The organism is Pseudobacillus badius (assembly GCF_002189605.1).
Taxonomy (GTDB): Bacteria; Bacillota; Bacilli; order Bacillales; family Domibacillaceae; genus Pseudobacillus; species Pseudobacillus badius.
In genome coordinates, this window is the sequence record NZ_MWMM01000002.1 from 23,788 (window position 1) to 49,939 (window position 26,152).

Here is a 26,152-nt window from a genome sequence, read left to right on the forward strand (position 1 = left end):
CTCCGCGTTCATTACGAAAAACCAATCATATGTGCCACAGTGACAAAAATGGCGCCTAATACATAGTGAATAATAATTAAAGGGAAAATCCATTTCACCCATTTCGACCATGGAATTCTTGCTAAAGCAAGCCCTGCCATGAAATAACCTGATGTCGGCGTAAAGATATTTGAGATTCCATCCCCGAATTGGAAAGCCAATACAGCGGTCTGTCTCGTTACGCCAACCAAATCTGAAAGCGGTACCATAATCGGCATCGTTAACGCTGCCTGGCCGCTGCCTGATGGAACGATAAAGTTTAGTGCACATTGAACAATATACATTCCGAATGCGGCGAGCCCTGACGGCAATTCTCCGATGGATGAAGAAAATCCATAAAGAATCGTGTCCATAACTTTTCCATCCTGCAAAATGACAAGAATCGCATTAGCAACCCCCACAACTAGTGCACCCATGACTATAACACGGCAGCCTTCAATAAAAGCCTCTGCAATAGCATCAATTTTCATCTTTGCAATTATTCCCATTAAAATCCCCATGAACAAGAACAAACCCGAAATTTCAGTCAAATACCAGCCATATTTCATCACGCCAACAGCAAGCCCTGCCAGTGTTCCAAGTAACACTAGAAAAATAAGCTTGTGGCGGGTGGTCAGTTCTTCAACCGTCTCCGGTGCATCAAACTCTTTAATCCCCGAACCATACAATACGCTCTGTTTAGGATCTTTTTTTACTTTATTGGCATAACGCATAACATACCAAATACTTACACTTAAAAATATAACCCATAGGACAATCCTGAATCCTAAACCGGAAAATATGGGTATCTGTGCGATTCCCTGTGCCACACCGACTGTAAACGGATTCATAAATGCTGCGGTGAAACCAGCCGATGTGCCTAAAAGGACAATAGCCGCTCCAACAATCGAATCGTATCCAATTAAAACCATCAGTGGAACTAAAATCGTGATATAGGGAATCGTTTCTTCAGCTAGACCTAACATGGCACCTGACAAGGCAAAGAATGTCATCAACAGAGGAATAAGCAAGTACTCCCTGCCCTTCATAGCTTTTGATATACTTCCAACAGCCGCCGGAATCGCCCCTGATGCGTGTAAAATACCAAATGATCCGCCAACAATAAAAATATAGAAAATAATACTTGCGGAGTTTAACATCCCCTGGTGAATGGATTGAAAAACATCTAAAAATGAAGCTGGAGACTGTTCTACATGATGGTAGGTTCCATCTATCACTATTGTGCGGCCATTCTTATCCTCTGTTTGTTCGTATTGTCCGGCAGGTATGACATATGTAGCAATCGCCGAAATAACAATGATCGAAAAAAGTATGACGTAAACATGCGGAACGTAAAGCTTCCATTTTCTCCTTCTTGAACCATCCTTGTTTGTTTCACCCATCGTTTTCACTCCTATCCCTAAGTGGTCGGTATATGGTCGGTAACTAACATATAATCTACACGATAAAAAAAGAATAGTCAATGAAAATTCTGACTATTCTTAAAATAAATGCATTTATTTTAGCATTTTCTTATTTATATTTTAAATCTAATCGATAAATTGCTCTCGGCCGTCCGTTTTGGAATGGCTGCTCCTCTCCAATAATATGAAGAAACCCGCACTCCATGTATTTCTTCAGCATTCTTTCAGAGCTTCTCTTTGTAATCCCAAAGTACTCAGATATATCACTAGATGTAAAACTATTCACTGGTCGTGATTCTATAAACTGCTTCATTTTCATCACGTTTGTCACACTAATTTTTAATTGCTTAGCCAACTCGAAGATTCTTTCATCCTCGGTTTTAAGAATCGACGGATGATCCGCTGATTTTTGCGGGTTGCTGACCACTTTATCCTCATTCACGATATGAATCGAATGATCGCATCCTTTCTTGCTGGAGAAGGATATAGCAATTTGCGCATGGTTTTTTGCTTCCACAATTGTCATCCCTAAACCAACGCCCATATGAATATAAACGGATTGTTCATTTGCAGCCTTGTATACATTATCCAATAAATAGAGATTATCAATTAAATAGTCAATCCCCCCTTTTGTGCCATAAAAAACAATGGAGCCATCAGTTGTTGGCTGAACGGTACAATTGATTTTTTTGATAAGCAAATTCACTTCTTTGACTATGGATTGGTCGAAACTCTTGATCTCCTGATCCTTAGCTGACAGCATAATATGTCCCATAGCAATTTGCGAATATTTAGCCAGCTGCAGCTCTCCTAAACTTTTCGCCTTTTTTAAGGCATCAACGATCGTTTTTTCCGCATCAATCATACGCATGCATGGAACGTTTAATTGGACTAATTGATCGTAAACAGCGTGAATACTCGTAATAGAAAGGTCCACCTTCCCTGACTGCCATAATTCATAGTGGAATTTAAGTATCGGCTCTACTTCAAACTTCCTTTCACTGTCCGACTTCACCCATGAATAATCCAAGACATGAACAGGCTTAGGGCTCATCTGCAGTTGATTCACAATAATATCCAGATTTCTGCGATCCGGCAAATCAAAGGAGATTCTGTCTAGTTCCGCCACTTTATGATGAGTGACAGACAATATAGTCAACGACACATCCAGCTCATTATCAGCTATGTAAATGGCTGGCTTGCTGAAACTGCCCAAGATTTTTTTTGTATAGAAATAGGGCAAGATACCGGAAAATAAATAAACGTCACAGTGTACAGCTTGAGTAATGAGTGTTTCCATATCTTCTGTTGTTTGATAAATAAAAGGCTGTAATTCTATTTCTTCGATAATAGAATCATATTTTTTTACTAGATTCACTGCTTCCTCCGGTCCGAACAATGCTACTTTTATCAAGCTACATCCCCCTCATATAAACATCTAAAGTCAGCTAAAAACCATATTAGTTTAGGTGCCATTCCCTTCGTTATTTTAATAGTACAATAAATATCGGTTCGAACAAAAAATTTTGAGACCCTTCCAAATCATCTTGTGATAGTTGCTGAAAATTAAAATGATAAAAACGCCACCAGCAGGTGACGCTCGGAATAAGTTTTTTATATTGGTCAAACAACAGCTTTTATGTTTAGCTTCCATGGATAGGCAACAGCTGTAGCATCGATATCAACGGCTTCGATTCTCTACTTGATTTATCCAGTTCAGGTCTGCCTCTAAGTGCAGCAGCGTTCCAGTAATTAATAAATATTTATTTTCCTCGCCTTGCAGCAAGAATTCGGTTTTTAATTTCGTTAATTCCATCACCTCTTTAATAATCATTTCTTTTTGCTGTTCGAGCATTTGCTTTTCCTGAGCAAAATGAATTTTTCGAGCGCAGTTCCATTTAAAGAAAAAATCCTCTTTGGCCGTATAATAAGGCACAGGCTCCAGCAGCCACTTTTCCAGCTCATCTTTCCCCCTTGATTCTAACTGAAACAACTTTCTTTCCTGATCATCCCATCCCGGAGATGAGACAAGCTGGTCACGCATCAAGCGATCAAGAGTAGTATAAACCTGGCCAGGATTAATTTTTCCTTTAATTCCAAGCAGAGAATCTACCTCTAATTTCAATTCGTACCCATGATGCCTTTGCCGGAATAATGATGTTAAAATCCCATACTTTACTGACAAATTATCAACCTTCTTTAAGTGATGATTGGATATCCATTTTACTTGCGCTTTTGCTGGAAATCCAGGCTGCACAGAGGCTTAGAGAAACTCCGGCAATCATTGCTAGTATAATATTGTCCAATGGTAATTGGAAAGACACAAACCCCTCTATCAGCTGGGATTTACTTGTTATATATACTAAAATCACACCTGTTGCAACACCCCCAACCACTCCTGATAAGCCGATGAGCATACCTTCAGCAAGTATCATGCTGCTAACCTGCCGTTTAGTAAAGCCAAGGGCCCGCATCGTTCCTATCTCGGATACACGTTCTAAACTATTCATCAGCAGCGTATTAGCCGTACCTATACTGGCCAGGCTGATGATCAAAAACAACATGACTAAAATAAGATCATTCATACCGGAAATGGCTGAGGTCGTAGAGGCAATTTCATCCTCGACGGTTTGGACCTTTGAAAGATGATCACCAAAATCAGACCATAAGCGCTCACGAATAGAATCGCCCGCTTCACTGTTTATCGTGAGCAGCAAATCAAAGCTAGTGGTCCATCCAAAATCGTTATGAAGATATTCCTCATCCATAAATGCGACATAACCAGAGTAATGCGAGGTTTTCACAACTCCAGCCACTTTAAAATGCTGTTCGCCATTTGGTGTATTCATCAGGATGCTTTGTCCAACTTCTCCGCCCCACTCGTCAAAAGCGCGATTTCCAAGCAGGACAGAAGGCTCCTGTTTTAGCTTTTTATACAAATTCTTCTCGCGGGGATCAGCAAATAATGAGGGGCCCTTTTCACTTACAGAAAGAACAGAAAATTGTCTGCTTCTTCCGTCTTTTGTTTCCCAAGTAATCGGCGTGGCTTCAGTTAATGTTTCAACATCGGCCACGTCATCATAAGAAAGCAGCTTTGCCCTATCTTCGGAGGACCACGGTGCCTCAGATGTCACTCTCATATCTCCCCCATATGTATCCCTTATTTCTTTTTCGTATCCTTTTGGGGCTGACTCTACCGCTGCACCAAGCAATAATATAATCGATATGCCGATAGCAAGGATAGCAGCTGTATTTGCATTGCGATTTATTTGCTGCGAGAGATTTTTTACAGCCATGATGCCAGCATAATTAAAAAGATGTTTCAAAACGGGCGTTACTAGTTTGCTTAAACCTGACAAGAGCAAAGGGAATAAAAGAATCACACCTATTAATATAGCTATATATGAAACGGGGTGATCGATAAACATAAAGCCAAGAAGCGCTGCACCGGCGGCCGTTCTAAGAAAATGCCGTCTTGAGGATGCGGACGTTTGATTGGCTGTTTTTAATGCCAGTAAAATCGAGGTCTTGCCTGCATTGTAAATAGGAAAAAGCGAAAATATGACAGGGACCAGCAACCCGATAACAATGGCCAGCAGCATGGGCAGCTTCCAATTTAATGTGTAGACCATATCAAACTCAAAGACACTAAGAAGAGCTTGCATAAACAGATCCCCCAGCCATATGCCAAGCGGAACACCAACAGCTGTACTGAGCCCTGCTAACAGAAGCATTTCGATAAGAATAAGTTTAGAGACAGAGCCTTGTGTGTAGCCTAAACTTTTCATTATAGCAAATTCTTTTTTTCTTTCTATAACGCTTGTGTAAATCACATTAAACACAATAAACCCGCTAATAAATATGGATAGTCCCGCAATTAAATAGAAGAAGGTGTAAAGTCCGCTTATATCATTGCTCTGGAGATCATCCGCCACAACTGGCTCTATATAAACGTCAGAGCCGAGGGATGCTTGCTGAAAAGAGTGAAAGAGATCCGTGCCGTCCCCATCGACTTGAAAGCGCATATAGGAAATCTCGTCATTCTTTCCTGTCCACTCTCTTAACATTTCAAGCGGAGCCATCACGCGAAAGCTGGTTGATTCTGCACTTTCCCAATCACTGGGACTCGCAAGCAGTTGTGTGTACTCAACAATAGCAGAAACTTTCGCCTCTCCCATATCGGTAAACCGAACGGTATCCCCAACTCCTTTTCCCAACAGCTTTGCAGCAGCTTCCGGCAATATGATTCCTTTATTATCTAAGCTGCCTTCAATGACTGGGAGCTTCAGTAAAGGGCTATTTTGATCATTTACTCCTGTAATTCGAACCGACCTCTCATTCAAAGAGTGATCATCGTCAAGTTCCAAGAAGGCTTGCTTATCAAGGGCAAGCAGTGTATGAGTGACCGCAGAATCCTTTTGAATGGACGAGATCAGCTTCTCAGGATAGGTATGTTCATCACTCAGCACCCAATAGTCTGCATTAGCCACATACATTTGCTCATAATAGTCAAATACGTCCTTTGTTGTTTTATCGGCTGCCAGCATAGACGTTAAAAAAGACGTCCCCAGTATCATAGCCAGCAATGTAAAGAAAAATCTTTTTTTGTTTTGGGTTATATTACGCCATGAAATTCGCCAAATATTTAGCATAGTCCTCCTCCTTCCTGGATATCACTTGATCTATTCCTCCATCTTTAAAAAGGATAAGGCGATCTGCAAAACCGGCTGCAAAAATATCATGTGTAACCATTACAATCGTTTGCTTTTTCTTACGGTGAAACGTTGACAATAAAACAAGAATTTCTTCTGCCTTAGCCCTGTCTAAGTTTCCTGTCGGTTCATCCGCTAATAGCACAGCTGGATGGTTAACAAGTGCTCTAGCTATAGCCACACGCTGCTGCTGACCGCCGCTTAACAGATTGGCACGCTTGCGATTTAAGCCCTCTAATCCTACAGAAGCAATTAATTCACGAATCCATTTATTTTTTTCATTCGTTAATTTTCCGTCTGCGTGAAGCGGGAATGCGATATTTTCCTCCACAGTTAAAGTCGGCAGCAATTGATAATTTTGAAAGATAAAGCCTAACTTTTGTCTTCGAAATATTGTTCTTTCTCTTTCTTTCATTTTATTTAAAAAGTGCTGATCAACTTGTATATCTCCCTTGGTAGGCACATCCAATCCCCCCAGCAATTGAAGCAAGGTGCTTTTTCCAGAGCCGCTTGGACCCATTATAGCCACGAACTCCCCTTCTTCAATATGCAGATCAATACCTTTCAACACTTGCGTTCTTTCTTGCCCCTGTACAAACTCCTTTGTTAGATTGGTCACTTTAATCATAGCTTCTCCTCCCATCATTTTCCTTTATGATTATATACTAAGTATATATCTAATAGAAGAATAAAATAAATTATTTTTTATTTTTCCTTAAAAAAGCCCTTAAAGTATATATACTAAATAAATATATTCTGAAAGTGCTAAAGAAGATAATTAGGCTGTATCAAGCGGTTGTTTTCTATCAAGTTTAACTAAAGGCAGCTCACCATACGGCCTCGTACTGCAGTGATAAAAATAAGTGCCATTGGCATCTTCTCTCTTTTATCTATTTGTCTGGAGGCAAATTCTCTTGCTGCGTAATGGGTGATTATTTATATGAATTTTGCACATAATGAAATATAATATTTATACTTAACCAAAGGATGACGATTGTCTCTTATCCTTCTTTTAGAAAATCCAACGTCTTACGTGTAACAATGTATAATTCTACTGACAAACACGAAAGTTTGTTCTGCAACCAAATGAATGTTAATAAAGAGGCGAGCCCGTTTGAGACCCTGGCTTTCCAAGGAACTATCTGTACAAGTCCATTTATGAGCAGAATTTTCCTAAAATACAGAGGTAAATTGTGGTAATATAAATACAAACACTGGCGGTTTTGAATAACCTTAAAGGGGTGGGGTTCGTGCTTAATTATGATCGTTCTTTGTCTTTAGGTTTCGAAGAATACTCGAGTATTGAAAAGGATGGTTATGCGGTTAAGGATGTGTCTTATATAAGTCCATATGGCGGGAAAGTGCCTGCCTATCTAGTCGTTCCAGATACTGACGGTCCTTTGCCAGCAGTTGTTTTTATGCATCCAGGGCAAGGCAGCCGCTCAACTTTTTTGCTTGAGGCTGAATCTTTAGCTTCCAAAGGAATAGTCTCTCTTTTAATTGCTGCCCCTGCCATGCGAAGTCAGCCTCCTAAGGACTTATCGGAGGAGGAGCAATTTAATCTGATGATCAAGACAATCACTGCGGTTAGTCAATATGCCCAGACAGTAGTTGACATTCAAAGGGGTATTGATCTTCTTTGCAGCTTCGAAAACATTGATTCAAACCGTCTTGCCTATATTGGCCATAGTTTGGGTGCGACTTGGGGAGGAGTTCTTGCCGGGGTTGAAAAACGGATTCAATCCTATGTTTTAATGGCTGGCTTCTCCAGTGTATCTGAGTGGCATAAAACAAGTGAGCACCCATTAGCGGCATTGATTCGCACCGCACTCCCCAAACAACCGTTTCAGAAGTTTATTTCTGAATTGGAGCCGCTGGATGCGGTTCATTACATAAATAAAGCTGCTCCTGCGTCACTGTTCTTTCAATTTGCTTATGATGACGAATTTGTGCCAAAGCATCAAGCAGATACATTCTATTCTGCTGCAAGCTTGCCAAAGAAGATTTCCTGGTATAAAACGGATCATCTTTTCACGAATTGCCGTCTTGCCTATCAAGAACGTACCCAGTGGATGATTAAGCAGTTAGGACGGAATGATTGATCAGCGTTTAAGCTTATGAGTCCGTTTCAACAACCTAAATAATTCCAGAATCAGCCACTTGAATGGAGCATCACATATAGAAATAGATTAAAAATGATGTAGGCCGCATTCCTCTAGTAAGAATGCGGCCTACATCTAGTTATTTCAGCGGTTATTTTAAAGTGTTTTTTTCAACATTTAAATAGCTTTAATAGGAGAACGGCAGCTTCCCACTTTTATGCCTAAAGAATTATAATGTTTTTTTATGTTTATAATTGTCTGATGATGCGTTACTTTATTAATCAGCTGATTGATGCTTTTAAGATCAACCGGCTTATTCATTAAGAGATCATTGAAGGCTTGCTTTATTTCTTTAGGGTAGACATTCCCTACCATACTGGAAAGTCCGTTGCACCCCTCCCTTACCTTTTCTGTGAAGTTGACATCCCCTCCAGCAAACATAATAAAATCCTTAGGTAAACTTGTGTGCTTATGGCGTTTCACATCGCTCTCTTCTTTCAGCCCTACAAGGTTAGCGTGCTTTTGATTCATAAGTGTCTCAAGTGATTCGGCACTCAGCTCAAACCCTGTTCGGAACGGGTTATTATAAAGCACAACACGCTTCGTTGTGTGACCCAACAGCTCATTTATATAGAAAATCGCTTGTTCTTGTGTCGGTTGGATATAGGGAGGAAACTGAATGAGAATGGCATCGAAAACAGAGTCATTCAGCTTCTCGATCAGCTTTATGGCATCCTTGGTTCTTGTAGCTGATACACCAAACATAAGTTCAACATGTGTAAACTTCTGCTGGTTAAAATAATCAATGATTTGCATTCGCTCTTCGATGCTCATCGAGTTTTGTTCACCTGTAGTAGCCGATACAAGCAATGACTCTACTCCGTTATCAGTTAAGTACTCAACGATAGGATTAAAGCTTTCAAAGTATATGCTCTCATCCTCGTGAAAAGGCGTGGGAATAGCCACATTAAAATTTTTCATCTATTTAATCCTCCAGTATTCATTACAAAAATTAAGACTTATAGGTTCGATCACATTTCAATGACTGCATTGTTTTGAGTTTGCATAAAATGTGTGTCTGGCAGCTGCCTGCCAGTACTTTTTATTACTTCTTTACCGGCGCATCCGGTTTTACTATGTGACGGGGTGCAGTCCCCACTGGCTCTTCCAAAAACCAGGTGCCCATTGAAGTAAGAACCGGAACATCCTGGAAAGTAAAAAGAATAGCATCCTCTGTTTCGGAGGTGTTGCAATGCTCATGGGAAGACCAAGGCGGAGCCAGGAATAGATCTCCTTTTTCCCATTCAATCTTCTCGCCATCTACGATACTAAAACCTTCCCCCTGAAATACTAAATTTAAAGCTACATTCGTATGGCGGTGCGGCTTGTTATGCTCACCAGGTTTGAAAACCTGAACTACTACGTTCATCGTTGATGACGTTCCATACGAATCTCCCGTATCCTTATGAATGAGCGATAATGTTCCGCGTCCAGCTTCAAGAAAATCCTCTGATACAGACTGATTAAGCAAAGGATAAATATCTTTCCATTTCCAGGAACATGCCCGAATGGCCGGCTTCCTGCTCTTTTTCAAAAACTCCCTGTAGCTGATAATACCCGTTCTTTCATTGCTCATTTGGTGAACCCCCTTAAATTTTTAATCCATAAAAGCATCAATCAAAAGCTTCGTTATCCTAATTGATGTTCCATACTTAACCTAACTACCTTAATAAGTTGGACTTTTATGTTATGAATAGTTTAAGATAGGATAATTGATAGTTCAATTCAATTATTCATATAATAATGATAGGTTAAAACTATGATCTTAGCTTGTATAGCTGCAGATTGTTTGATTGGAATTTTACGGATGATTTTTTAAATAAGGAGACTTTAGAATGGAATTAAGACAACTTGAATACTTTTATGCCGTTTGCCAAGAACTTCACTTTACAAAAGCTGCAGAAAAGGTTGGGATTACTCAGCCTTCTCTAAGCCAGCAAATTAAGTTATTAGAACACGAGATAGGTACACCTTTATTTGATCGCATAGGCAAAAAGATAGATCTTACCGAGTCGGGAAAATTACTTTTAAAATATACCCGCAATATTTTTTCGGAAATAGAACAAGCAAAAACTTCAATCAATGAATTGAATGGACTTCAAAGGGGAACCCTTTCTATCGGAACCGTATTAACAGTTGAAAACTATCTTATTCCGCCTGTCCTGCTTGATTTTCATCGCCTGTATCCCGCCATTAAGGTATCCGTATTTGGGCTGCGTACTGGGGACATCAAAAAACATTTATTGGAGAATCAGCTGGATTTTGGGATCGTTTTCTTGCCTATGAAAGGGGAAGAATTAGAAACAATTTCTTTATATACAGAGGAAATGGCCTTTGCAGTACCCGTTGGCCATCCATTAGAAAAAGAGAGGATATTAGGCTTAGAAGCGCTGCAGACAACACCTTCGATCTTGCTTCCGGAAAATTATTTTATCAGGCAGCTTATTAATAAGGCATGTAAGGAGGCAGGCTTTGTTCCCGAACCAGTCTTTGAAATTACAACCATGGAGTCGTTAATTAATATGGTTATAGAAGGTGCGGGAATAACCATATTGCCTAAACCCTACTTAGAATACCTTAGCCATGGCGGTTTAAAAATTATTCCAATTTCACATTCCAATCTTTCTCGGGAAATTGGAATCGTCTACAGAAAAGACAAATATCTGTCTGCTGCCGCACATATTTTCATTAAGAACCTAAAAGATATGTCGCTTCATTTAAATAACAGGGCAACTGAAAGCACTGACTAGAAAGCTGCACTGGCAAATCCCCGCTGAATTCAGGTTTCTTCAGCGGGGATTTGCCTTAATCAGAGGATATTCATAGATAGTGGTCACCCAGCAAGACTGTCTGAAGTACTTTCTCCGATTATCTAACGTTTGATCGAATTCATTAACTGGAAGAAGTATTCAGGTCGATGAGTCTTATTTAGGCTATACCATGAATGCAACGTGTCCGGTGCGAATACATCCAATTTTTTCAGTACTTCCATGGCAAATTCCAGAGGAGCTACCCCTGATGCAGTCACCAAATTCTTATCGGATACGGCAGGTCCCATCTCATAAAATCTTTCTCCTTTATAATCAGGACAAACCATTTTAATATACTCCAGGCTATTGCTTGTATGCTTTCTAGAATCAAGATAGCCCATCGTTGCAAGGCCCTCAGTTGCCCCGCAAATGGCCGCAACAACCGTGCCAAGCTTTAAAGCTGCACCAATTGTTTTCAGAATAGGTTGATGAATCTCTTCCCTCCACGTGTTCCCGCCGGGTAAAATGATCAGATCTTTACTCTCAAACGTACACTCATCAAGGGAAATATCCGGTTTTATATTCACCCCTCCCATTGTCATGATGCTTTCTTTAGTCGTTCCTACCGTAACTACCTTTAAAGGCGCTCTACCTTGTTTGAAATATCTGCCCGAGTTTAATTCAGCAATTAAATATCCGTATTCCCAATCGGACATGGTATGAAATACATACAGATAAGCTTTTTTTGTTTTCATCCAATAACGCTCCCCTCACCATTCATATAGCCTAGTATAAGATAACTTCCCTGACAGCTAACGTCAGGGAAGTTATTATACTTGATGAAAGTTGATTAATTCCGACAGAATTTCAATAAGCTTTTTCTTAAGGCTGGCTGGCTCAATAACCTGAAGCGATTTGCCATAGGGTAAAAGCAAATAAGGTACGTATGTATGTATCATATCTTTTTCAAGAAAAAACACTGCTTGCTTTGACGTCCGTTCTTGTAAATAATGACCTAAAAACCAATGCTGGCAAATATCATCCAATGCCCTTATATCCCCAGTAATAACCACTGAAACCATCTCTTCCTTATTTTCTGTCGTTGGCAGGAGATTCTTCATAAAAAAGTCATGGGCAGAAAAGTTTTCTGTCCGGTTAAACTTATTTTCCGTCACCATCAAGCTTTCCATCCGATCTACCCTGAAACTGCGGAAATCCCTCCTAAGATGACAAAAGCCAATCACATACCATTTATTATTCCAATAAATAATTTTGTACGGATCAATCAGCCTGTACTTGAATAGCTCTGTCCCGCTTTGATGGTAGTGAATGTTCACAGAGCAGCCTTCAGCTACGGCCTGCTCCAGCTCCTTCAAGAAAGGCGTTAGTGAAAGGGAACTGATTCGACTGATTACTTCAAGACTAGTTACATGTCGGTTGACCTTTACTTCCTGCTCTTGATTCGAATAGTTGCTTAGCTTTGACATCGCCCGATGCAGCGCTTCGCCTCCATAATATCCGGCTTCTTCTGCAAAAACGGCAGCGTGAAACAGAGAGGTTTGCTCCTCAGAATCAAAAAAGAGCGGCGCCTGGATAAAATTGTTTAATAAAGTGTAGCCGCCGTTATGTCCTGTGTCTGAAATGATAGGCACGCCGCTTGTTGAAAGTGTATCAATATAACGATATACGCTCCTTATATTCACCTCTAACTTTTCGGAAATTTGCTTTGCAGTTATTTTTTTGCCTGAACTAAGCATCCATAGGATGGCTAGCATATTGTCCATTTTAGGCATACAATTCCACCTCTGTCTCTTTAATGTAAGTTGGTCCAAGCATTCCACCATCCGGCTGCTTTCTCCTGTGCCTCTCTCCGAAAAGACTTTGAACAACCGCTTCGGGAGCTGGCTGCGGGTAAGCCTGTTCAATGAATCTCCTATGGAAGATGCAGCTCCAAAATAAAAATAAACCCGTTTTGAAAAAAGATGATCAAAACGGATTCCTTCTTTGCGCAGTATCAGGAAATGTTTTTGAAGAAATTTCATTAGGCTCTGTCCAAGGAGTGTTAAACCCGCTTAGAACGCCTTTCGTTGGTAAATTATAGTGGTGACCCCCCAAGAAATCACATAGACGGTCAGAATAGCAAGTGCCGCACCCGTATATAAAGCCGGGACGGATACATTGGCAATAAAACCGGTGATGGCTGTTAAGTGCTCAGCTATAAATGATATCATAGGCCGCGCTATCAATGTTAAAATCACAAAGCTAATAAGAATAACGGTTGTAATATAGCCTGGTTTAAATATCTGAAATAATGGGAAGGTAAGCCCGGCAAACAATAAGAATAAGCCACTGCCAATCGCCACATCAGCTATAGTAAAAGATTGATTGAAAGCAAATAATGCCAGACTGGTCACCCCAATAGATAAAATCATATATACGATAGCGCCAAGATAGCGTGATGCGATAATTTCGGCACGTGTATAAGGCAAGGAGTTTAATAATATATTCGTCTCTGCCTTTTCATCGTACGCATATGTGTTAAATGGAATGAAAATACTGGCAACCAGAAAAGTCAAAACCGGGGGAACGCCCATTATAATAAAGAACAAGATAAAAGGAATAAAGGTGATGAGCTGCCTTTTCTGCAGTATGACATCACGTCTGATTAAATTAAACATGAGATACGCCCCCTTTCGAGTAGTACATGATATCTTCGAGAGAAGCGCGTTCCATGACCACTGTGTCTCCGAAAATATCTTTCACTGCTTGAATATTATCTGTTAATGCCTCAAATCCTGTTGATGCACGCTGAACATGAACAAAAGCCTGTTCAGTGTCTCTATCCAGAAGATCCACTCCTCCTTTAACGAGCGCATAGTTTTCAGCTACATCATGAACAGACTGATTAAATACCAAGTTCCCGCCCTGCATAAAAGCTATATAATCTGCGATGCGGTCTAAGTCTGTTGTAATATGTGTAGAGAAGAAAACCGTGCGGTCACCATCAACCATTAATTCCTGCAGGAGCCCCAACAATTCTCTCCTAAAAATGGGGTCTAGTCCTGCCGTTGGCTCATCCATGATGATCAGCTCTGCATGATGTGATAGTGCTACCGCTAATGAGGCCTTCATCTGCATCCCCTTTGAGAAGGTTTTTATTGCTTTATTAAGCGGCAGCTGGAATTTTTCTACATATTGATAAAACAGTGCATCATCCCAGCGTTGATAAGCTGGTGCTACAATACGTTTGATATCCTTTAAGTTCAGCCCTTCAAAAAACACATTGCCATCATACACAAATCCAATACGTTGCTTGATCGCCTTCTCATGTGTCCTGTAGTCCAACCCGAAAACCTTTATTTCCCCGGCATCTGGCCTTAATAGATTCATCATCATTTTTATCGTTGTCGACTTGCCAGCGCCGTTTTCTCCAATGAATCCCGTTATAAATCCTTGTTTCACTCGCAAATCAATAGGTTTAACGGAGAAATCCTTGAATTTTTTTGTCACATTTTTTAATTCAACTACATTTTCCACTTTCTCACTCCTCATATAAAATCTTCATTAGCTGCTGCAATTCATCGAGTGATAGCCCCATTTCTCTGCTATTCGCTATGACGGCGCTCAGCTGTTCCTCGATGACCCTCAGTTTCTTCTCTCTCATGACCTCTACATTTTGCTCTGCGACAAAAGAGCCTTTTCCGACAATAGAATAAATAAAGCCTGCCTTCTCCAGCTCCTCATAGGCGCGTTTCGTCGTAATGACACTAACTTGCAAGTCCTTCGCCAGTTTGCGCATAGAAGGGATGGCTGCCCCCTCCCGCAATTCGCCTGCTAAAATAAACGATTTAATTTGATTGGTAATTTGTTCATAAATCGGCTCCTTTGAACTGTTGGAAATAATTATTTTCATGCCAATCCCTCTTCTTTATTTTTTAGAAATACAGTAGTAATTGCTCTTCTTTTCCCTTCAAAACCGACATGTATATATTGTATATATATATAACATGTACAATATATACAAAAATCAAGCGTTGTGCAACCATTTTTTCCGAAAAGAAAGGATACTTGATCTATCACTTTTAAAAATAATAGCCTACATTCACATCCCTTTACGGAGGAATACCCCTATTTTAAAACGGTGAAGTGCGCCTGCCTTGTACCACTGTATCCACGTCTTCAGCTGTTTTCTATCTCAGCGCCCACCTGTTTAATACATTACTGCCCGAAAAAGCCCCTCTCCTTTGCATGAAATCTATATTTACTTCCGTAAAAAATTAGTTAAAAATCCCATTTTTATTTTTATTTTCCAAATCGTATGATACACTGTATTTGCAGAATGAAAGGAGAGACGAGAAATGAAAAAGTGTTTGAAAGTGATTCTATCTATGGTTTTATTATTAATTGGCTTCACCGCTTTAAAGCCGTCCGCAGAAGCAGCGAAAAATCCGATTACACCGCAGCAAAGCCGAGTTACACACACACTGAAAGATGCGAATGGTGTGTTATATAAAGTGTATTTCGCGGGCGTAAGAGAGAAAAAGGCAACTGCCTCTAAAGACCGGAGTGATTGGGCGAAAGCGAACGGGATTGATGCTGATGAAGGCGATTTGCTTTACACAGGCAACTATACGCTTTACACACATAACCCGAAAACAAGCCATATTAAAAAGTCGAAATTTTACTTTAAGGATTACCTGCTGAACGCTACTCGCAAAACGGTTTATACGGTTCCTGCCAGATATAAAGGCCAGCCGGATATGCTGATGGTTGCTTCTGCTTCGGGTGTCGGCTATGAATCGGCTCATTGGTTTTATATGAAGGACGGCGTGCTGACGAAACTTATCGAAGGTGATACGCTTCCTTACTCCAAACGTCCGCAAATACTTGCAAAAGACAAGTATTTGACTGCTTTGGATGACCAAGATGGATGGGCATTTACCGCTATCACAATCAACCCGGCTAAAGCGACTCAAACTCGTTCTTTCCCGAAGTATAACAACCCTGGAGCAGTTATCCGCAGCTGGAAGAAACACTGGCAATAAAAATAGACCCCACTCCATGCAGTGGGGTCTCAGACTGTAGACATGTTCCATGAAAATGGAAGTTTGTCCGCAGTCTTTTTATTTTGTTTGTGAATAGGGACTGTTGCTTTCCATTCCAATCAACAGAAAGCGCAAAAAGAAGGCAGCCGTAGAATGATGCCTGTTTAAAAATAAATCGATCAAACGCTTGAAGTGAGCAGGGGGCTTTCGAAACACCATCAGCAGCGAGATAGACCATCACTTTATCCAGTCAATTTTTCTGTATTCCCACACTAAAGCTCCCTGCATAAACTATTATCAAAAGAAAGGGGGTATCCGCTTTGCCATCTCCTCAGAACATCGAGTTCAGTTTGCCCTCCCCGTCGCGATGGGGCATCGACTCCACTGTAGCTGGCAGACCGCTCGTTTCAGGTACATTCGTTATCAACTCTGTCAGGGGCAACAATGTAACTGGCACAATCAACTTCCGCGGCACTGATATTCCGATTAGTGGATATTGGAATGAAAGCACCAAACAAATAAGATTTGATTCACCTTATGCCATGTATTCTGGTCATTTGTCTATATTCGATGACCCCTCTATTAGAGCCCGGCATTTTATTTTAAGTGGATCTCTCATCATGAAGCCTCCCTCTTTGCAAGCAGGAGAGCGCGGAACTTGGATTGCTACGACCACCACCGCTTTAACTGGACCTCCTATGAGTACTTCTGCGTTGCCGCCTGTTGGAGTCTTTGTGACATCAGATTATCTTTACGGGAGAGCCGGACGTTGAAAAAACAGTTGTCCTTTTTAGCTGAACGCCAAGATACACATGGCTGACAAGCGACTAGATCTGAACGAACTAAAACAGCGAGTGCCTCAATTGGTACTCGCGCTGTTCGTGTTGCTGCATTATTCTCGATAAAGTGTTACTAATTGAAGGCGCTGAAAGACAGGGGCTGTTTATGTTGGGAAACCAGTCTCTTTATCGTTTGCGCCATTCTTCCGCCATTTCATCATGATAGGCGTCTGTCCAGTGATACGGTTGAAGCTCTTGCAGTGTTTTAAAAATCACTGCTTGTTTAGGATTGGTGATCGCACATTGCACGTGCGGTCCCCAATAAAATAAACGTTCTTGACATATACCGCATGGGGATAAAACCTTTAATTCGGCATGTTCATTTTCTCTTGCAAGACAAATAGAATGCGTTACCTTCTTTTTAAATTTATGCGCTTCTAAAATTGCGCCTGTTTCCATACACAGCTCCGTAGAAGCATTAATCACCTCTGGCGCAACGCTCGTATAAACCGTTCCATCTTCCACGCGAACGGCTGCGGCTCCTCCCCAGCCGTGAGGATATCTTTGCTCAATTAAATCTTTTACCAGGTTATATAATTGTTGTTCCATGCTCAAATTCCATCTCTCTTCCATTTCGTTATGGCAGCTATTAATGCTGAAGTACTTTTTACTACTCTCTCCTCCTGAACCCGAATAGATGCTGCTGGGAGCCTTCCCTGAGAAATCCCACGCAATTTTTAAGCAACTATTGCCCGGGCTATAAAATTTGTTCTCTTAGCTTTCTCGATGATTTTCTCCCTGCTTTTGCTCACAACAATCGTTTTACACAACATAAAAAGCCTGTCCGAATGATTGTCGGAATGCACATAAGCATTTTAAAGGGAGGTCCTCCAGGTTTTCTGATCTTTCCACTTAAAATAGGAAGCTCTTCTTCTGCCTTTCAGGTAGACGCTTCCCCTGGTATTCCTATTAACCGATTATAGGGGCCAACTAAACAAACAGATCTTTTTGCAGGCTTTCTAGTTTCCGTTTTTAGTCCAACCATTTGTCTCCGTCAGTTATCCATTGATTATTCTGCAAATCAAAGCAATGATCATAATCATGGAAGCTGAAATAGGACTGTAATTTAACCCTTTCTCCGCCTGCTCGCTTCCAGCAATCTTTGAACCAATCTACCATTATTTGTGTTTCGATTTTGGAGATCTCTTCCTCATGCTGTTCATAAAACGCCCAAAATTCACCTTCTTGGTCATCAAGCAGATTAAAATATTCAACATCCTCTATTAGGTCATAACTGCCCGCAAAAATATTGCTTTCACTTCCCTGATAAAAAACCTCATTTGCGTTCCTATCCATAGAGTACATCACGATTGAAATTTCATGCGGCTGAATAAATGCCGTATAATCCAATAAATCAATCTGATCGTAATAATTAAAATCAAGCGTTTTTCTTATTTGTTGAATTAATTCTTCTGAGCTTCTTTGTAAGCTTTCCTTCACTGTATGGCTATATTTTTCAATCGTAAACAATGAAATCACCTCGTATTTCTTGTATAAATTGCAGATATGTATGTGAACGCTCTGCCTCCTAGTTCATGCATCCGCAACAAGGGGGGCTTCACCTAAAGATCTACTTCGATGCTGAAATCGCCAGCTGATGAGTAGCCAAATCTCATCTTCTTCCATTAAGTGCCCCTCGTTCTCCTCCAGTCACTCCAGTCCTCCCCCATCAACAACCTTTTCTTATACAAGCTGCCAAATAAGCACATCAACATACATTGTATAAAAAATAGTAAGGATGTTGCCTAATGGTTAACTTCAACATGCTATGCCAGCAATACGCTCAAGTATTTAATAAAAAGCCGACGATCACACATAGCGTTTGTTCTGTAGAGATGGACCGCGATCTCCATGTAACCATTCAAGGGCGGCCAAGCCGCGGCGAACTTCATGCTGAAATAATGTTTGAGTCATTAGATCAGAAAGGCAATGCGCTTAATCTCGGAGAAATGGTACTTCTTGAGGAAGAAGTTCCCCGATTCACAAATGCTCTTGTTAAAAGCGGGATCATAGGAAGTGCTCTGCATAATCATTGGCTGTACACGAAGCCGAATATCCTCTATGTCCACTTTCAGTCCGTGGAACCTCCCTTATCTTTTGCCCGGAAAGTAGCTGAGGCGTTTAAGCTGCTAAAAACAAATGGATAACAGCCCTGGAGATTCCTGCAAGAGAGAACAAGCCCCCTTCGGCAGGTGCCGATAGCCTGCTGTGAAAATCGCTGCATGAGAAACTAGAAAGTTGGAACAATAACGTACTATAATCCACTTTCTTAAGGAGGGAGTCCAACCAGTGGCAATTGACGAACTGCTACTTAGACTGGCTATTGCATTTATTGCCTTACTGGCCTTAACAAGGCTTATGGGAAGAAAAGAGATTTCACAAATGACCTTCTTCAACTTTGTGTCTGCTATTTCCATCGGGACCATTGGCGCCTCTCTTGCGGTGGATCCTTCGTTCAGCATTCGCAATGGCTTAATCGCACTTGCCGGTTGGACGGTTTTCACTATTTTGCTTGGGTTTTTAGATATAAAATCCAAAACAGCCCGTTATGCTATTGTCGGGAATCCAATTATAATGATTAGGAAAGGTCAAATAATGGAGCATGCTCTCCGCAAGGCCCGGCTGGATTTAGACTCACTAAATAGTTTGCTGTGAAAGAAAAATGTATTTTCAATTTCTGACGTTGACTATGCAATTCTTGAGACGGATGGCAGCCTCTCCGTTATGAAAAAAGAAGCAAAACAGCCGGCAGCAAAGAGTGGTGTGAACCTGAAACAAGCTCGCACAGATATCTTCTCCATTCCGGCAGCTGTTATTTCAGATGGAGAAATAAACGATGACCATTTACAAAGCTTAAATCTAAACCGCCAATGGTTAAGCAGGCAGCTAAAGTCCGCCGGTATTCACTCTATTGAAGACGTCTTTTATGCTGAAGTGCAAAAAGATGGCACATTGTATATCGATACTAACAATGATCGGCTTCATTGAATGTTGATCGCGCGTTTCCTGTTGTCTTCCTAGGGCCCGATCAGAAGGTCAGCTTTGTTGGCGGCCTGCCTGTTTCATGAATGCGGAAGGCTGCCGTTCTCATACTGTATAGAGATAAAAGACATAATCGGTCGGAACACCGCTATGGCCGAGCTGGTGCAGCATAGCCGTCAGGTTGCCGCGATGATAGGTTCCGTGATTGACCACATGCTGTATTAAGTCTGACAACGGGGTGCCAATAGAGCCGTGTACAGGATGTGAGAGGGGAATAATCTTCTCAACATCCGCTATATTCAAGAAATCCCGATACTTATTTTCAGTTTCAATGAATCGCTTCTCCATGCCTTCCAAGCTCTCCCTGCTTGATTCATCAAGCAGCTGCATCAACAGCTCTCTCGCCTCGTTAAACGGCCGTTCCCTCATAACACTGAGCCACATCGTGTCCATTGCATAAATGTGCGCCAGAACATGACAAACAGATGGAAACACGCTTACTATGTCCTTCTGCCATCTATCTTCAGGCAACTTTCGCAAATGCTCAAAAACAGCCTTATTAGCCCAAGCATGATACTCATACAACTGAATGATTTGATTCGCCATAGGAATTCCCCCATTCTGGTCTTATCCTGTTTTTCTTTATCAGCACGGTTTCCCGTCCTCCTTGCTGTCAGTGTAACGGACTCTAGCCGGGCAGGATTGCGCCCCCTTCCAAAAGAAAAAGAGCAAAACAAATTGCTCTTAAAGCAAGAAAAAAACTTCTCTTTATTTTTGCCGGCAACTATATCTCGTCAAACCGCTCTGCCTGAGAAGCCTGGCCTATTTGTTCTTTTCCATAACTGCAAAGTAATTTTCTTCGCTATCTGCAAAGTTAAATACTCTTCCCGCAGGCATATTTACAATTTCTCCGACTATGATGTCTTTATTTGATAAGTCGTGATGTAATTGATCAAGATTTTCCGTGAAGAACATTAACGAAGGTGTGCCAAGATTTAATCCAGGCGACATGTTAGCAACGAATTCCTTGTTATGCAGAATAATACTCGTTTCTGACTCCTTTGTTGGAGCAACTTCAATCCACCTCATTCCTTGACCGTTATCTTCTTCAGAAATAACAGTGAATCCTGCTTTTTCCGTCCAAAATTTCACCGCGTCATCTTGATCATTTACATAAAGCATAATTTGGCCGACTTTGTGAATCATTTCGTTTCCCCCTTACATGTTTTCATGCTCTTATTTATTTCTACAGTTCACACGAATAACCTTTTTATCGGCCATGTTCTTTTGGAATAATGAATAAAAAGCAAAAGGGTCTATCTCAAAAGATCATGAAAAACGACTTTTTGAGACAGACCTTTTTTCTTCTCAACAACCGGCTGACCAGAATGAAGGCGGACGCTTTCCGCAGCAGTCACTGCCGGCATTTCTATATGAGCCAATTCTTCAGTTCTCGATCCATCAGTAAATCTTTATCTTTCCCGGCCCCTTATCTTTTTAAGCATTCGACACCCTGCACTCCCCGCTCGGCCGCACGCTGCTTTGACATAAAAAGTTACTTGATGATCAGGAGAATTCGTTTATTATAGAAAAGAAGCGTGGACACTATACTATCAAGCATGCTGGATTCATTGTGAAGTTTGTTGATTACGCCCTTAGGGAATGGGAGATAAATTTAGCTAAACACTGCACTTATCCTGTGAGAAATCAGTGAACAAAGGAGTCCTATTTTCATCATGAGAATTATAAGAAAAAAGGCTTTAAAGCCGTCTCAAATCATTGTAGCTTTTTATCTGATTGCTACAATTGTTTCTACTGCCTTGCTTAGCTTGCCTATCGCATTAAATCCAGGAGTACACTTATCTTTTCTGGACGCCCTGTTTACAGCCGTGAGCGCTATTAGTGTAACGGGCCTGTCTGTTGTCCCCATCGTCGACACATTCAGTACCGCGGGCATTTTTATTCTAATGTTCATTCTTCAATTTGGCGGCATTGGCATTATGACACTCGGTACTTTTATTTGGATGCTTGCCCGCAAGCGGATTGGCTTGAAAGGGCGGCAATTAATTATGACCGATCAGAATCAATCCCAGTTGTCTGGACTGGTCAATTTAATGAGGCAAATTTTAGCCATCATTGTCTTAATAGAATTGATTGGCACAATGATATTAGGCACCTATTTTCTGAACTATTTCCCAACATGGCAGGAAGCATACTACCAAGGACTATTTGCAGCAATTAGTGCTACAACCAATGCCGGATTTGACATTACAGGCAGCTCCCTGGTCCCCTTTGCCCAGGATTACTTTGTCCAATTTGTTCACATTATCTTATTAATACTGGGAGCTATCGGCTTCCCGGTACTGATTGAGCTAAAAAATTTCATGGTCAGCAAGAAAAATCAATCAGGGCCTTTCTTTTCCCTGTATACCAAATTAACCACCATTACTTTCTTTTCTCTGCTTGTGTTTGGAACCATCATGATTTTGCTGCTGGAAGCCAATCACTTTTTTCAAGGCAAAAGCTGGCACGAATCCTTTTTTTACGCTTTATTCCAATCCGCTACGACAAGGAATGGCGGGCTGGCAACCATGGACGTCAGTGAATTTTCCGACCCCACCTTACTGGTGATAGCCTTTTTAATGTTTATTGGCGCTTCTCCCAGTTCTGTCGGAGGAGGCGTAAGGACAACCACTTTTTCGGTAAACCTATTGTTTCTTTATTCTTTCGCGAAAGGGTACAAGAACACAAAAGTATTTAAGCGTGAATTGCATATAGAAGATGTGAGAAAATCGTTTGTCGTTACCTTTACAGCCTTTTTTATCTGTTTTATCGCTACCATTGCCCTTTCTGCAACCGAACCGTTTTCTCTGATGGAAATTTCATTTGAAGTAAGCTCCGCCTTCGGGACAACGGGATTGTCAATGGGGATCACACCGGAGTTAAGTTCTGCAGGGAAATGTGTCATTATCTTGTTGATGTTTATTGGCAGGATCGGAATTTTGTCCTTTATCTTTTTATTGAGCAAGGGAACACCGCAGGAAAACTATCATTATCCAAAAGAGCGGGTGATCATCGGATAGCTCCCAATTCATCCAAATATGGAAAATTATTTAAAAATAACCTTCACCAAGGCTGTTGCCATCTGTCCTCAGCATTTCGATTTTGGCATATGCCGTTATATTGTTTATGCAGAAGCTATCAGTAAAAGCTCTCCACCCGCATCCTATTGAAAATAAAAAAGCATGAGCAGATAAAAATGAAGTTGTGATTGATGTCTATGGCGGAAATGCCGCTGCTGTATTGTTCCGAATACCTTCCATCTTCTTTGGGCATATATAAGAAAAAAGAAAACAGGTGATTCTATGGCCCGGCGGAAAAGGCATCGGAATAAACATATCGCCACTCCTGCACTATTGATTATCTTAGTGGCCCTTCTCCCTCAAGCAAAAAACAGCGCGGACATCCTGATTCCACTTTGTATAATCGGCTTCTTTTATGGCGCTTATCTTCTATTTGGGAAGCCTTTTATGGTGATTTTAAGAAACCGCCGCTACCTCTCTTCTCACATTGAAGATGTTGATTGTTTAAACGGACATGAATTTGAACACTTCTTGGTTCCATTATTTGAGAAGCAAGGCTACCGCACGGAAGTAACGAAAAGCGCCGGCGATTTTGGTGCGGATTTAATTTTGAGTAAGAAAGGACAGCGAAGTATTGTTCAAGCCAAATGTTATGGAGATGGCAAAAAAATAGGGGTTAGGGCTGTACAAGAAGTAGTAGGTGCCTTAGCAATATATAAAGCTTCAAAAGGCATGGTTGTGACCAATCGCTATTTCACTAAGCAGGCAGAGCATTTAGCGATGGCCAATAACGTAGCCTTGATTGATCGGGACGAATTGGTTTCATTAATGTATAAATATGGAGAACGGCCCATTCGGGCAAAAGTGATCCTAAACGAAGAATCTTGACATACAAATAAGCCCCTGTCCAAACAGATCGGGGCTTATTTATACGTTTTATTCCTTTAGTCTAATGTATAAATTTTATACTTCGATGTATACATTTCGCTTTCGACAATCAACTCTTTCTCACCTTTAGTAAAGAACAGACCTGCCCCAGCCTGCTCTTTAAAGACCCATTTCTTTGAGCTCATCAAATCAAGAAATGGCTGGTTTCCTTGAGAGTCGGCTTTTGTTACATATCTTTTGTTTTCACCGTCTATTTTGACAACACTCTGATCCGTCGTATGTAATTTTGCTATACCAACTGCGAGTGGAATAGGGTTGCCTTCTTGAAAAATGACCGGAGCATTTATAATAATGAAAAGAACGGACAATGACAGGAACATTAAAAAGATTTTTTTCATCCACAGGACTCCCCCTTTCTTGATCATTCACAAAAATAAACTGTTAATAACATCCATTACTTCTCTCCCTCTTTATTGAAGGATACTCACTGCTACTTTTTAATTCCGCTCCTTTGCTCATAGTCCATCCCTTACTGACTCCATTATGCTCTTCGCTTGCTTCAAACTTTTTATAGGCTAAACCGCTCCAAGGGTAGTGCTATAAGTCACTTGAAAGTTTCCATTAAGATATTCCAAAATAGCCTTACAGCAGTTTGAATCAATAAAAACACCAATAACAGTTAGTGCTTTCTGATGAAAACGACAGATAACTTAGAGTTGTTCATGGATCAGATCTTCAATTATCTTATCATCCAAAGGCAAACTAACTATATCAGCTATCATTCCATCTTCATTGATTATATACGTTGTTGGAAAAGCTCTAATGTTGTATAAATTCATTATTTCACCATTTTCATCTAATAGGACAGGAAAAGTTAATTTTTGTTCCTCAATGAATTTTTCAACTCTTTCAATATCCCCTTGCTCATGCTTAGTCATATTGACTGTTATAACTTCTACATTCGATTTATCTGCCCTTTCTTCATAATACTTTTGTATGTACGGCATCTCTTCCTTACAAGGCGGACACCATGATGCCCAGAAATTAAGCAGTATTTTCTTTCCTTTATAATCAGATAGACTTATTGTTTCGCCAGACAAATTCTTTAATTTAAAACTGGGTACCATAGTACCCTTTTTTAGCTTAGAGTTGAAATCAGCTGCCACTAGTTCATCAGATGAATCTTCTATTGTACCGTTAGAGTATTCTTCGAATTTAACGGTACCATCTGTTCTTTTATCTTTAGAAATAAAATTCGTTTTAATGGTGATAGCGAACATGATAATAATAATAAAGACTGAAATAACCATGCCAAAAACTCTACGTTTCACTCACACATCCTCCAACTAAGTATTTTCCCAAAAAACACAGGTCTGCCTAAGGAATTATGCAGTTAATAGCCTTGTTTGAATGTTCATTCCTATCAATTACAACTTCCTCTTCGATACCATTCACACCCCCCGCTCGTCTTTTAGGGTCATCCTTAAAATTGATCATGCTATCGAAGTGAAACAGCCTGCCGCGTTCCCTGCTGTATGTTTGATAAGGTGTAAGCTGGCTTTCCTCTCTGCGGCCCCCCTTGCTGCAGGGAGGGCTGTCTACTTATTGTAAAGAATGGTATGCGGAGATATTGTCGGTAACTGTCGAATAGTAAATATATAATTGGCAATCAATTTACTGAATGGCATAAACATGCTTTTTCAGCTTATTCTATTTCCGGGTGTCTGTATGTTTGGTCAACGGTGAGTTATATAGAGCCCTAGAGAACCCAGGTTTTACCGGGGGAGAAGCGGAGAAAGAAGAACAGGCCAGCGAAAGACCTGACTGCCGCACAGCAAGCAGCTGCAGTCAAACTTAGAGGAGGATTCGGGGTGTGAAGATGCGCCATCCGGAAAAGAGGCAAGGAACAGTTTATATATTGAATAACAAACTGTTCCTGTAACTGTGCTAGAGAGTTGGCAAGTCGAGTGCTGTACGAATATTACCTAAGTTCAAATTGATTTGTTCAGTTGTATCCCAAGCATGATACCATCCTCTTTCGGCCATATATGCGGAAATTTGTTCGTGCATATCTAATGCCTCCGCTAAATGCCGGGTTAGCATCTCTTTAATTTCAGGCGTGCCCGCTTCGGTCACGGCCATTGCATAATTTCTGACCCCGCTTTTAGCGGAAATTAACAAATCCATCGCAACAACTTGGTCAGATAGCGCATCCATGCCAGTTAGTTTTTCAATTATTGAATTCATTT

The 26,152-nt window shown here is 40.8% G+C and carries 26 protein-coding genes and 1 pseudogene; 8 read left to right on the forward strand and 19 right to left on the reverse strand.

What is annotated here, in order from left to right; translation table 11 throughout:
* Positions 1-11: 11 nt before the first annotated feature.
* The 5 genes from B1A98_RS03085 to B1A98_RS03105 all read right to left on the reverse strand — a co-directional run bounded on the left by B1A98_RS03085 (position 12) and on the right by B1A98_RS03105 (position 6,782).
* On the reverse strand, positions 12-1,421 hold the full coding sequence (locus B1A98_RS03085) for a YfcC family protein (RefSeq protein WP_063385813.1): 1,410 nt from the start codon (positions 1,419-1,421) through the stop codon (positions 12-14).
* 130 nt (positions 1,422-1,551) lie between these two features.
* Complete coding sequence (locus tag B1A98_RS03090; protein ID WP_063385812.1) at positions 1,552-2,856, reverse strand: hypothetical protein; 1,305 nt, start codon at positions 2,854-2,856, stop codon at positions 1,552-1,554.
* 267 nt (positions 2,857-3,123) lie between these two features.
* Positions 3,124-3,627, reverse strand: coding sequence for a PadR family transcriptional regulator (locus tag B1A98_RS03095; protein ID WP_063385811.1), 504 nt, complete (start codon positions 3,625-3,627; stop codon positions 3,124-3,126).
* A gap of 4 nt (positions 3,628-3,631) precedes the next feature.
* Entirely contained in the window at positions 3,632-6,094 is a 2,463-nt protein-coding gene (locus B1A98_RS03100) for an ABC transporter permease (RefSeq protein WP_063385810.1), read from the reverse strand.
* Complete coding sequence (locus tag B1A98_RS03105; protein WP_063385809.1) at positions 6,063-6,782, reverse strand: ABC transporter ATP-binding protein; 720 nt, start codon at positions 6,780-6,782, stop codon at positions 6,063-6,065. The genes B1A98_RS03100 and B1A98_RS03105 overlap by 32 nt, the downstream gene beginning before the upstream one ends.
* Before the next feature lie 622 nt (positions 6,783-7,404).
* Between B1A98_RS03105 and B1A98_RS03110 the strand changes: the two genes are divergently transcribed.
* Complete coding sequence (locus B1A98_RS03110; protein WP_063385808.1) at positions 7,405-8,256, forward strand: alpha/beta hydrolase family protein; 852 nt, start codon at positions 7,405-7,407, stop codon at positions 8,254-8,256.
* A gap of 177 nt (positions 8,257-8,433) precedes the next feature.
* Here the strand turns inward: B1A98_RS03110 and B1A98_RS03115 are convergent, their stop codons facing one another.
* Together B1A98_RS03115 and B1A98_RS03120 are read right to left on the reverse strand one after the other, a co-directional pair.
* A complete protein-coding gene (locus B1A98_RS03115) occupies positions 8,434-9,237 on the reverse strand; it encodes a dihydrodipicolinate synthase family protein (RefSeq protein ID WP_063385807.1) in 804 nt (267 codons plus the stop codon).
* A gap of 124 nt (positions 9,238-9,361) precedes the next feature.
* A complete protein-coding gene (locus tag B1A98_RS03120; RefSeq protein ID WP_063385806.1) occupies positions 9,362-9,892 on the reverse strand; it encodes a cupin domain-containing protein in 531 nt (176 codons plus the stop codon).
* A 259-nt stretch (positions 9,893-10,151) separates the two neighbouring features.
* On the opposite strand from B1A98_RS03120, the gene B1A98_RS03125 reads away from it, so the two are divergent.
* Entirely contained in the window at positions 10,152-11,066 is a 915-nt protein-coding gene (locus B1A98_RS03125; protein WP_063385805.1) for a LysR family transcriptional regulator, read from the forward strand.
* 122 nt (positions 11,067-11,188) lie between these two features.
* Here the strand turns inward: B1A98_RS03125 and B1A98_RS03130 are convergent, their stop codons facing one another.
* From B1A98_RS03130 to B1A98_RS03150, 5 genes are all read right to left on the reverse strand, one after another.
* The gene (locus B1A98_RS03130) at positions 11,189-11,821 is read right to left on the reverse strand and encodes a type 1 glutamine amidotransferase family protein (protein WP_063385804.1); all 633 of its coding nucleotides are present in this window, start codon (positions 11,819-11,821) and stop codon (positions 11,189-11,191) included.
* A gap of 75 nt (positions 11,822-11,896) precedes the next feature.
* On the reverse strand, positions 11,897-12,859 hold the full coding sequence (locus B1A98_RS03135; protein ID WP_063385868.1) for a helix-turn-helix transcriptional regulator: 963 nt from the start codon (positions 12,857-12,859) through the stop codon (positions 11,897-11,899).
* 279 nt (positions 12,860-13,138) lie between these two features.
* Entirely contained in the window at positions 13,139-13,744 is a 606-nt protein-coding gene (locus B1A98_RS03140; RefSeq protein WP_063385803.1) for an ABC-2 transporter permease, read from the reverse strand.
* Positions 13,737-14,603, reverse strand: coding sequence for an ABC transporter ATP-binding protein (locus tag B1A98_RS03145; protein ID WP_063385802.1), 867 nt, complete (start codon positions 14,601-14,603; stop codon positions 13,737-13,739). Before B1A98_RS03145 ends, B1A98_RS03140 begins: the two co-directional genes overlap by 8 nt.
* 4 nt (positions 14,604-14,607) lie before the next feature.
* Positions 14,608-14,979, reverse strand: a complete 372-nt coding sequence (locus B1A98_RS03150; protein ID WP_041096633.1) for a GntR family transcriptional regulator — start codon at positions 14,977-14,979, stop codon at positions 14,608-14,610.
* 445 nt (positions 14,980-15,424) lie between these two features.
* On the opposite strand from B1A98_RS03150, the gene B1A98_RS03155 reads away from it, so the two are divergent.
* Positions 15,425-16,111: a hypothetical protein gene (locus B1A98_RS03155; protein WP_063385801.1), complete on the forward strand. Its 687-nt coding sequence runs from the start codon at positions 15,425-15,427 to the stop codon at positions 16,109-16,111.
* A gap of 320 nt (positions 16,112-16,431) precedes the next feature.
* Positions 16,432-16,884, forward strand: a complete 453-nt coding sequence (locus B1A98_RS03160) for a hypothetical protein (RefSeq protein ID WP_063385800.1) — start codon at positions 16,432-16,434, stop codon at positions 16,882-16,884.
* A gap of 192 nt (positions 16,885-17,076) precedes the next feature.
* On the opposite strand, the gene B1A98_RS03165 is transcribed toward B1A98_RS03160, so the two are convergent.
* Together B1A98_RS03165 and B1A98_RS03170 are read right to left on the reverse strand one after the other, a co-directional pair.
* The gene (locus tag B1A98_RS03165; protein WP_063385799.1) at positions 17,077-17,505 is read right to left on the reverse strand and encodes a cytidine deaminase; all 429 of its coding nucleotides are present in this window, start codon (positions 17,503-17,505) and stop codon (positions 17,077-17,079) included.
* 417 nt (positions 17,506-17,922) lie between these two features.
* On the reverse strand, positions 17,923-18,420 hold the full coding sequence (locus B1A98_RS03170) for a hypothetical protein (RefSeq protein ID WP_063385798.1): 498 nt from the start codon (positions 18,418-18,420) through the stop codon (positions 17,923-17,925).
* Between the two features lie 278 nt (positions 18,421-18,698).
* On the opposite strand from B1A98_RS03170, the gene B1A98_RS03175 reads away from it, so the two are divergent.
* Both B1A98_RS03175 and B1A98_RS03180 read left to right on the forward strand, forming a co-directional pair.
* Positions 18,699-19,097, forward strand: a complete 399-nt coding sequence (locus tag B1A98_RS03175) for a DUF1259 domain-containing protein (RefSeq protein ID WP_063385797.1) — start codon at positions 18,699-18,701, stop codon at positions 19,095-19,097.
* Between the two features lie 142 nt (positions 19,098-19,239).
* Positions 19,240-19,938, forward strand: a pseudogene (locus B1A98_RS03180) (DUF421 domain-containing protein).
* A 99-nt stretch (positions 19,939-20,037) separates the two neighbouring features.
* Here the strand turns inward: B1A98_RS03180 and B1A98_RS03185 are convergent.
* Entirely contained in the window at positions 20,038-20,538 is a 501-nt protein-coding gene (locus B1A98_RS03185) for a DinB family protein (RefSeq protein WP_063385796.1), read from the reverse strand.
* Positions 20,539-20,754: 216 nt separating this feature from the next.
* Positions 20,755-21,138: a VOC family protein gene (locus tag B1A98_RS03190; RefSeq protein ID WP_063385795.1), complete on the reverse strand. Its 384-nt coding sequence runs from the start codon at positions 21,136-21,138 to the stop codon at positions 20,755-20,757.
* Between the two features lie 530 nt (positions 21,139-21,668).
* Here B1A98_RS03190 and B1A98_RS03195 point away from each other — a divergent pair.
* Together B1A98_RS03195 and B1A98_RS03200 are read left to right on the forward strand one after the other, a co-directional pair.
* Entirely contained in the window at positions 21,669-23,015 is a 1,347-nt protein-coding gene (locus B1A98_RS03195) for a TrkH family potassium uptake protein (protein WP_063385794.1), read from the forward strand.
* Positions 23,016-23,462: 447 nt separating this feature from the next.
* Positions 23,463-23,903 (forward strand): restriction endonuclease, encoded by a 441-nt coding sequence (locus tag B1A98_RS03200; RefSeq protein WP_158286010.1) that lies wholly within the window; start codon positions 23,463-23,465, stop codon positions 23,901-23,903.
* Positions 23,904-23,959: 56 nt separating this feature from the next.
* On the opposite strand, the gene B1A98_RS03205 is transcribed toward B1A98_RS03200, so the two are convergent.
* The 3 genes from B1A98_RS03205 to B1A98_RS03215 form a co-directional block, all read right to left on the reverse strand.
* Positions 23,960-24,301 (reverse strand): hypothetical protein, encoded by a 342-nt coding sequence (locus B1A98_RS03205; RefSeq protein ID WP_063385792.1) that lies wholly within the window; start codon positions 24,299-24,301, stop codon positions 23,960-23,962.
* A gap of 312 nt (positions 24,302-24,613) precedes the next feature.
* Positions 24,614-25,234 carry a peroxiredoxin family protein gene (locus tag B1A98_RS03210; protein ID WP_063385791.1) on the reverse strand — a complete coding sequence of 207 codons (621 nt, stop codon included), beginning with the start codon at positions 25,232-25,234 and terminating at the stop codon, positions 24,614-24,616.
* Positions 25,235-25,850: 616 nt separating this feature from the next.
* A complete protein-coding gene (locus B1A98_RS03215) occupies positions 25,851-26,150 on the reverse strand; it encodes a spore coat protein (RefSeq protein ID WP_063385790.1) in 300 nt (99 codons plus the stop codon).
* Positions 26,151-26,152 lie beyond the last annotated feature (2 nt).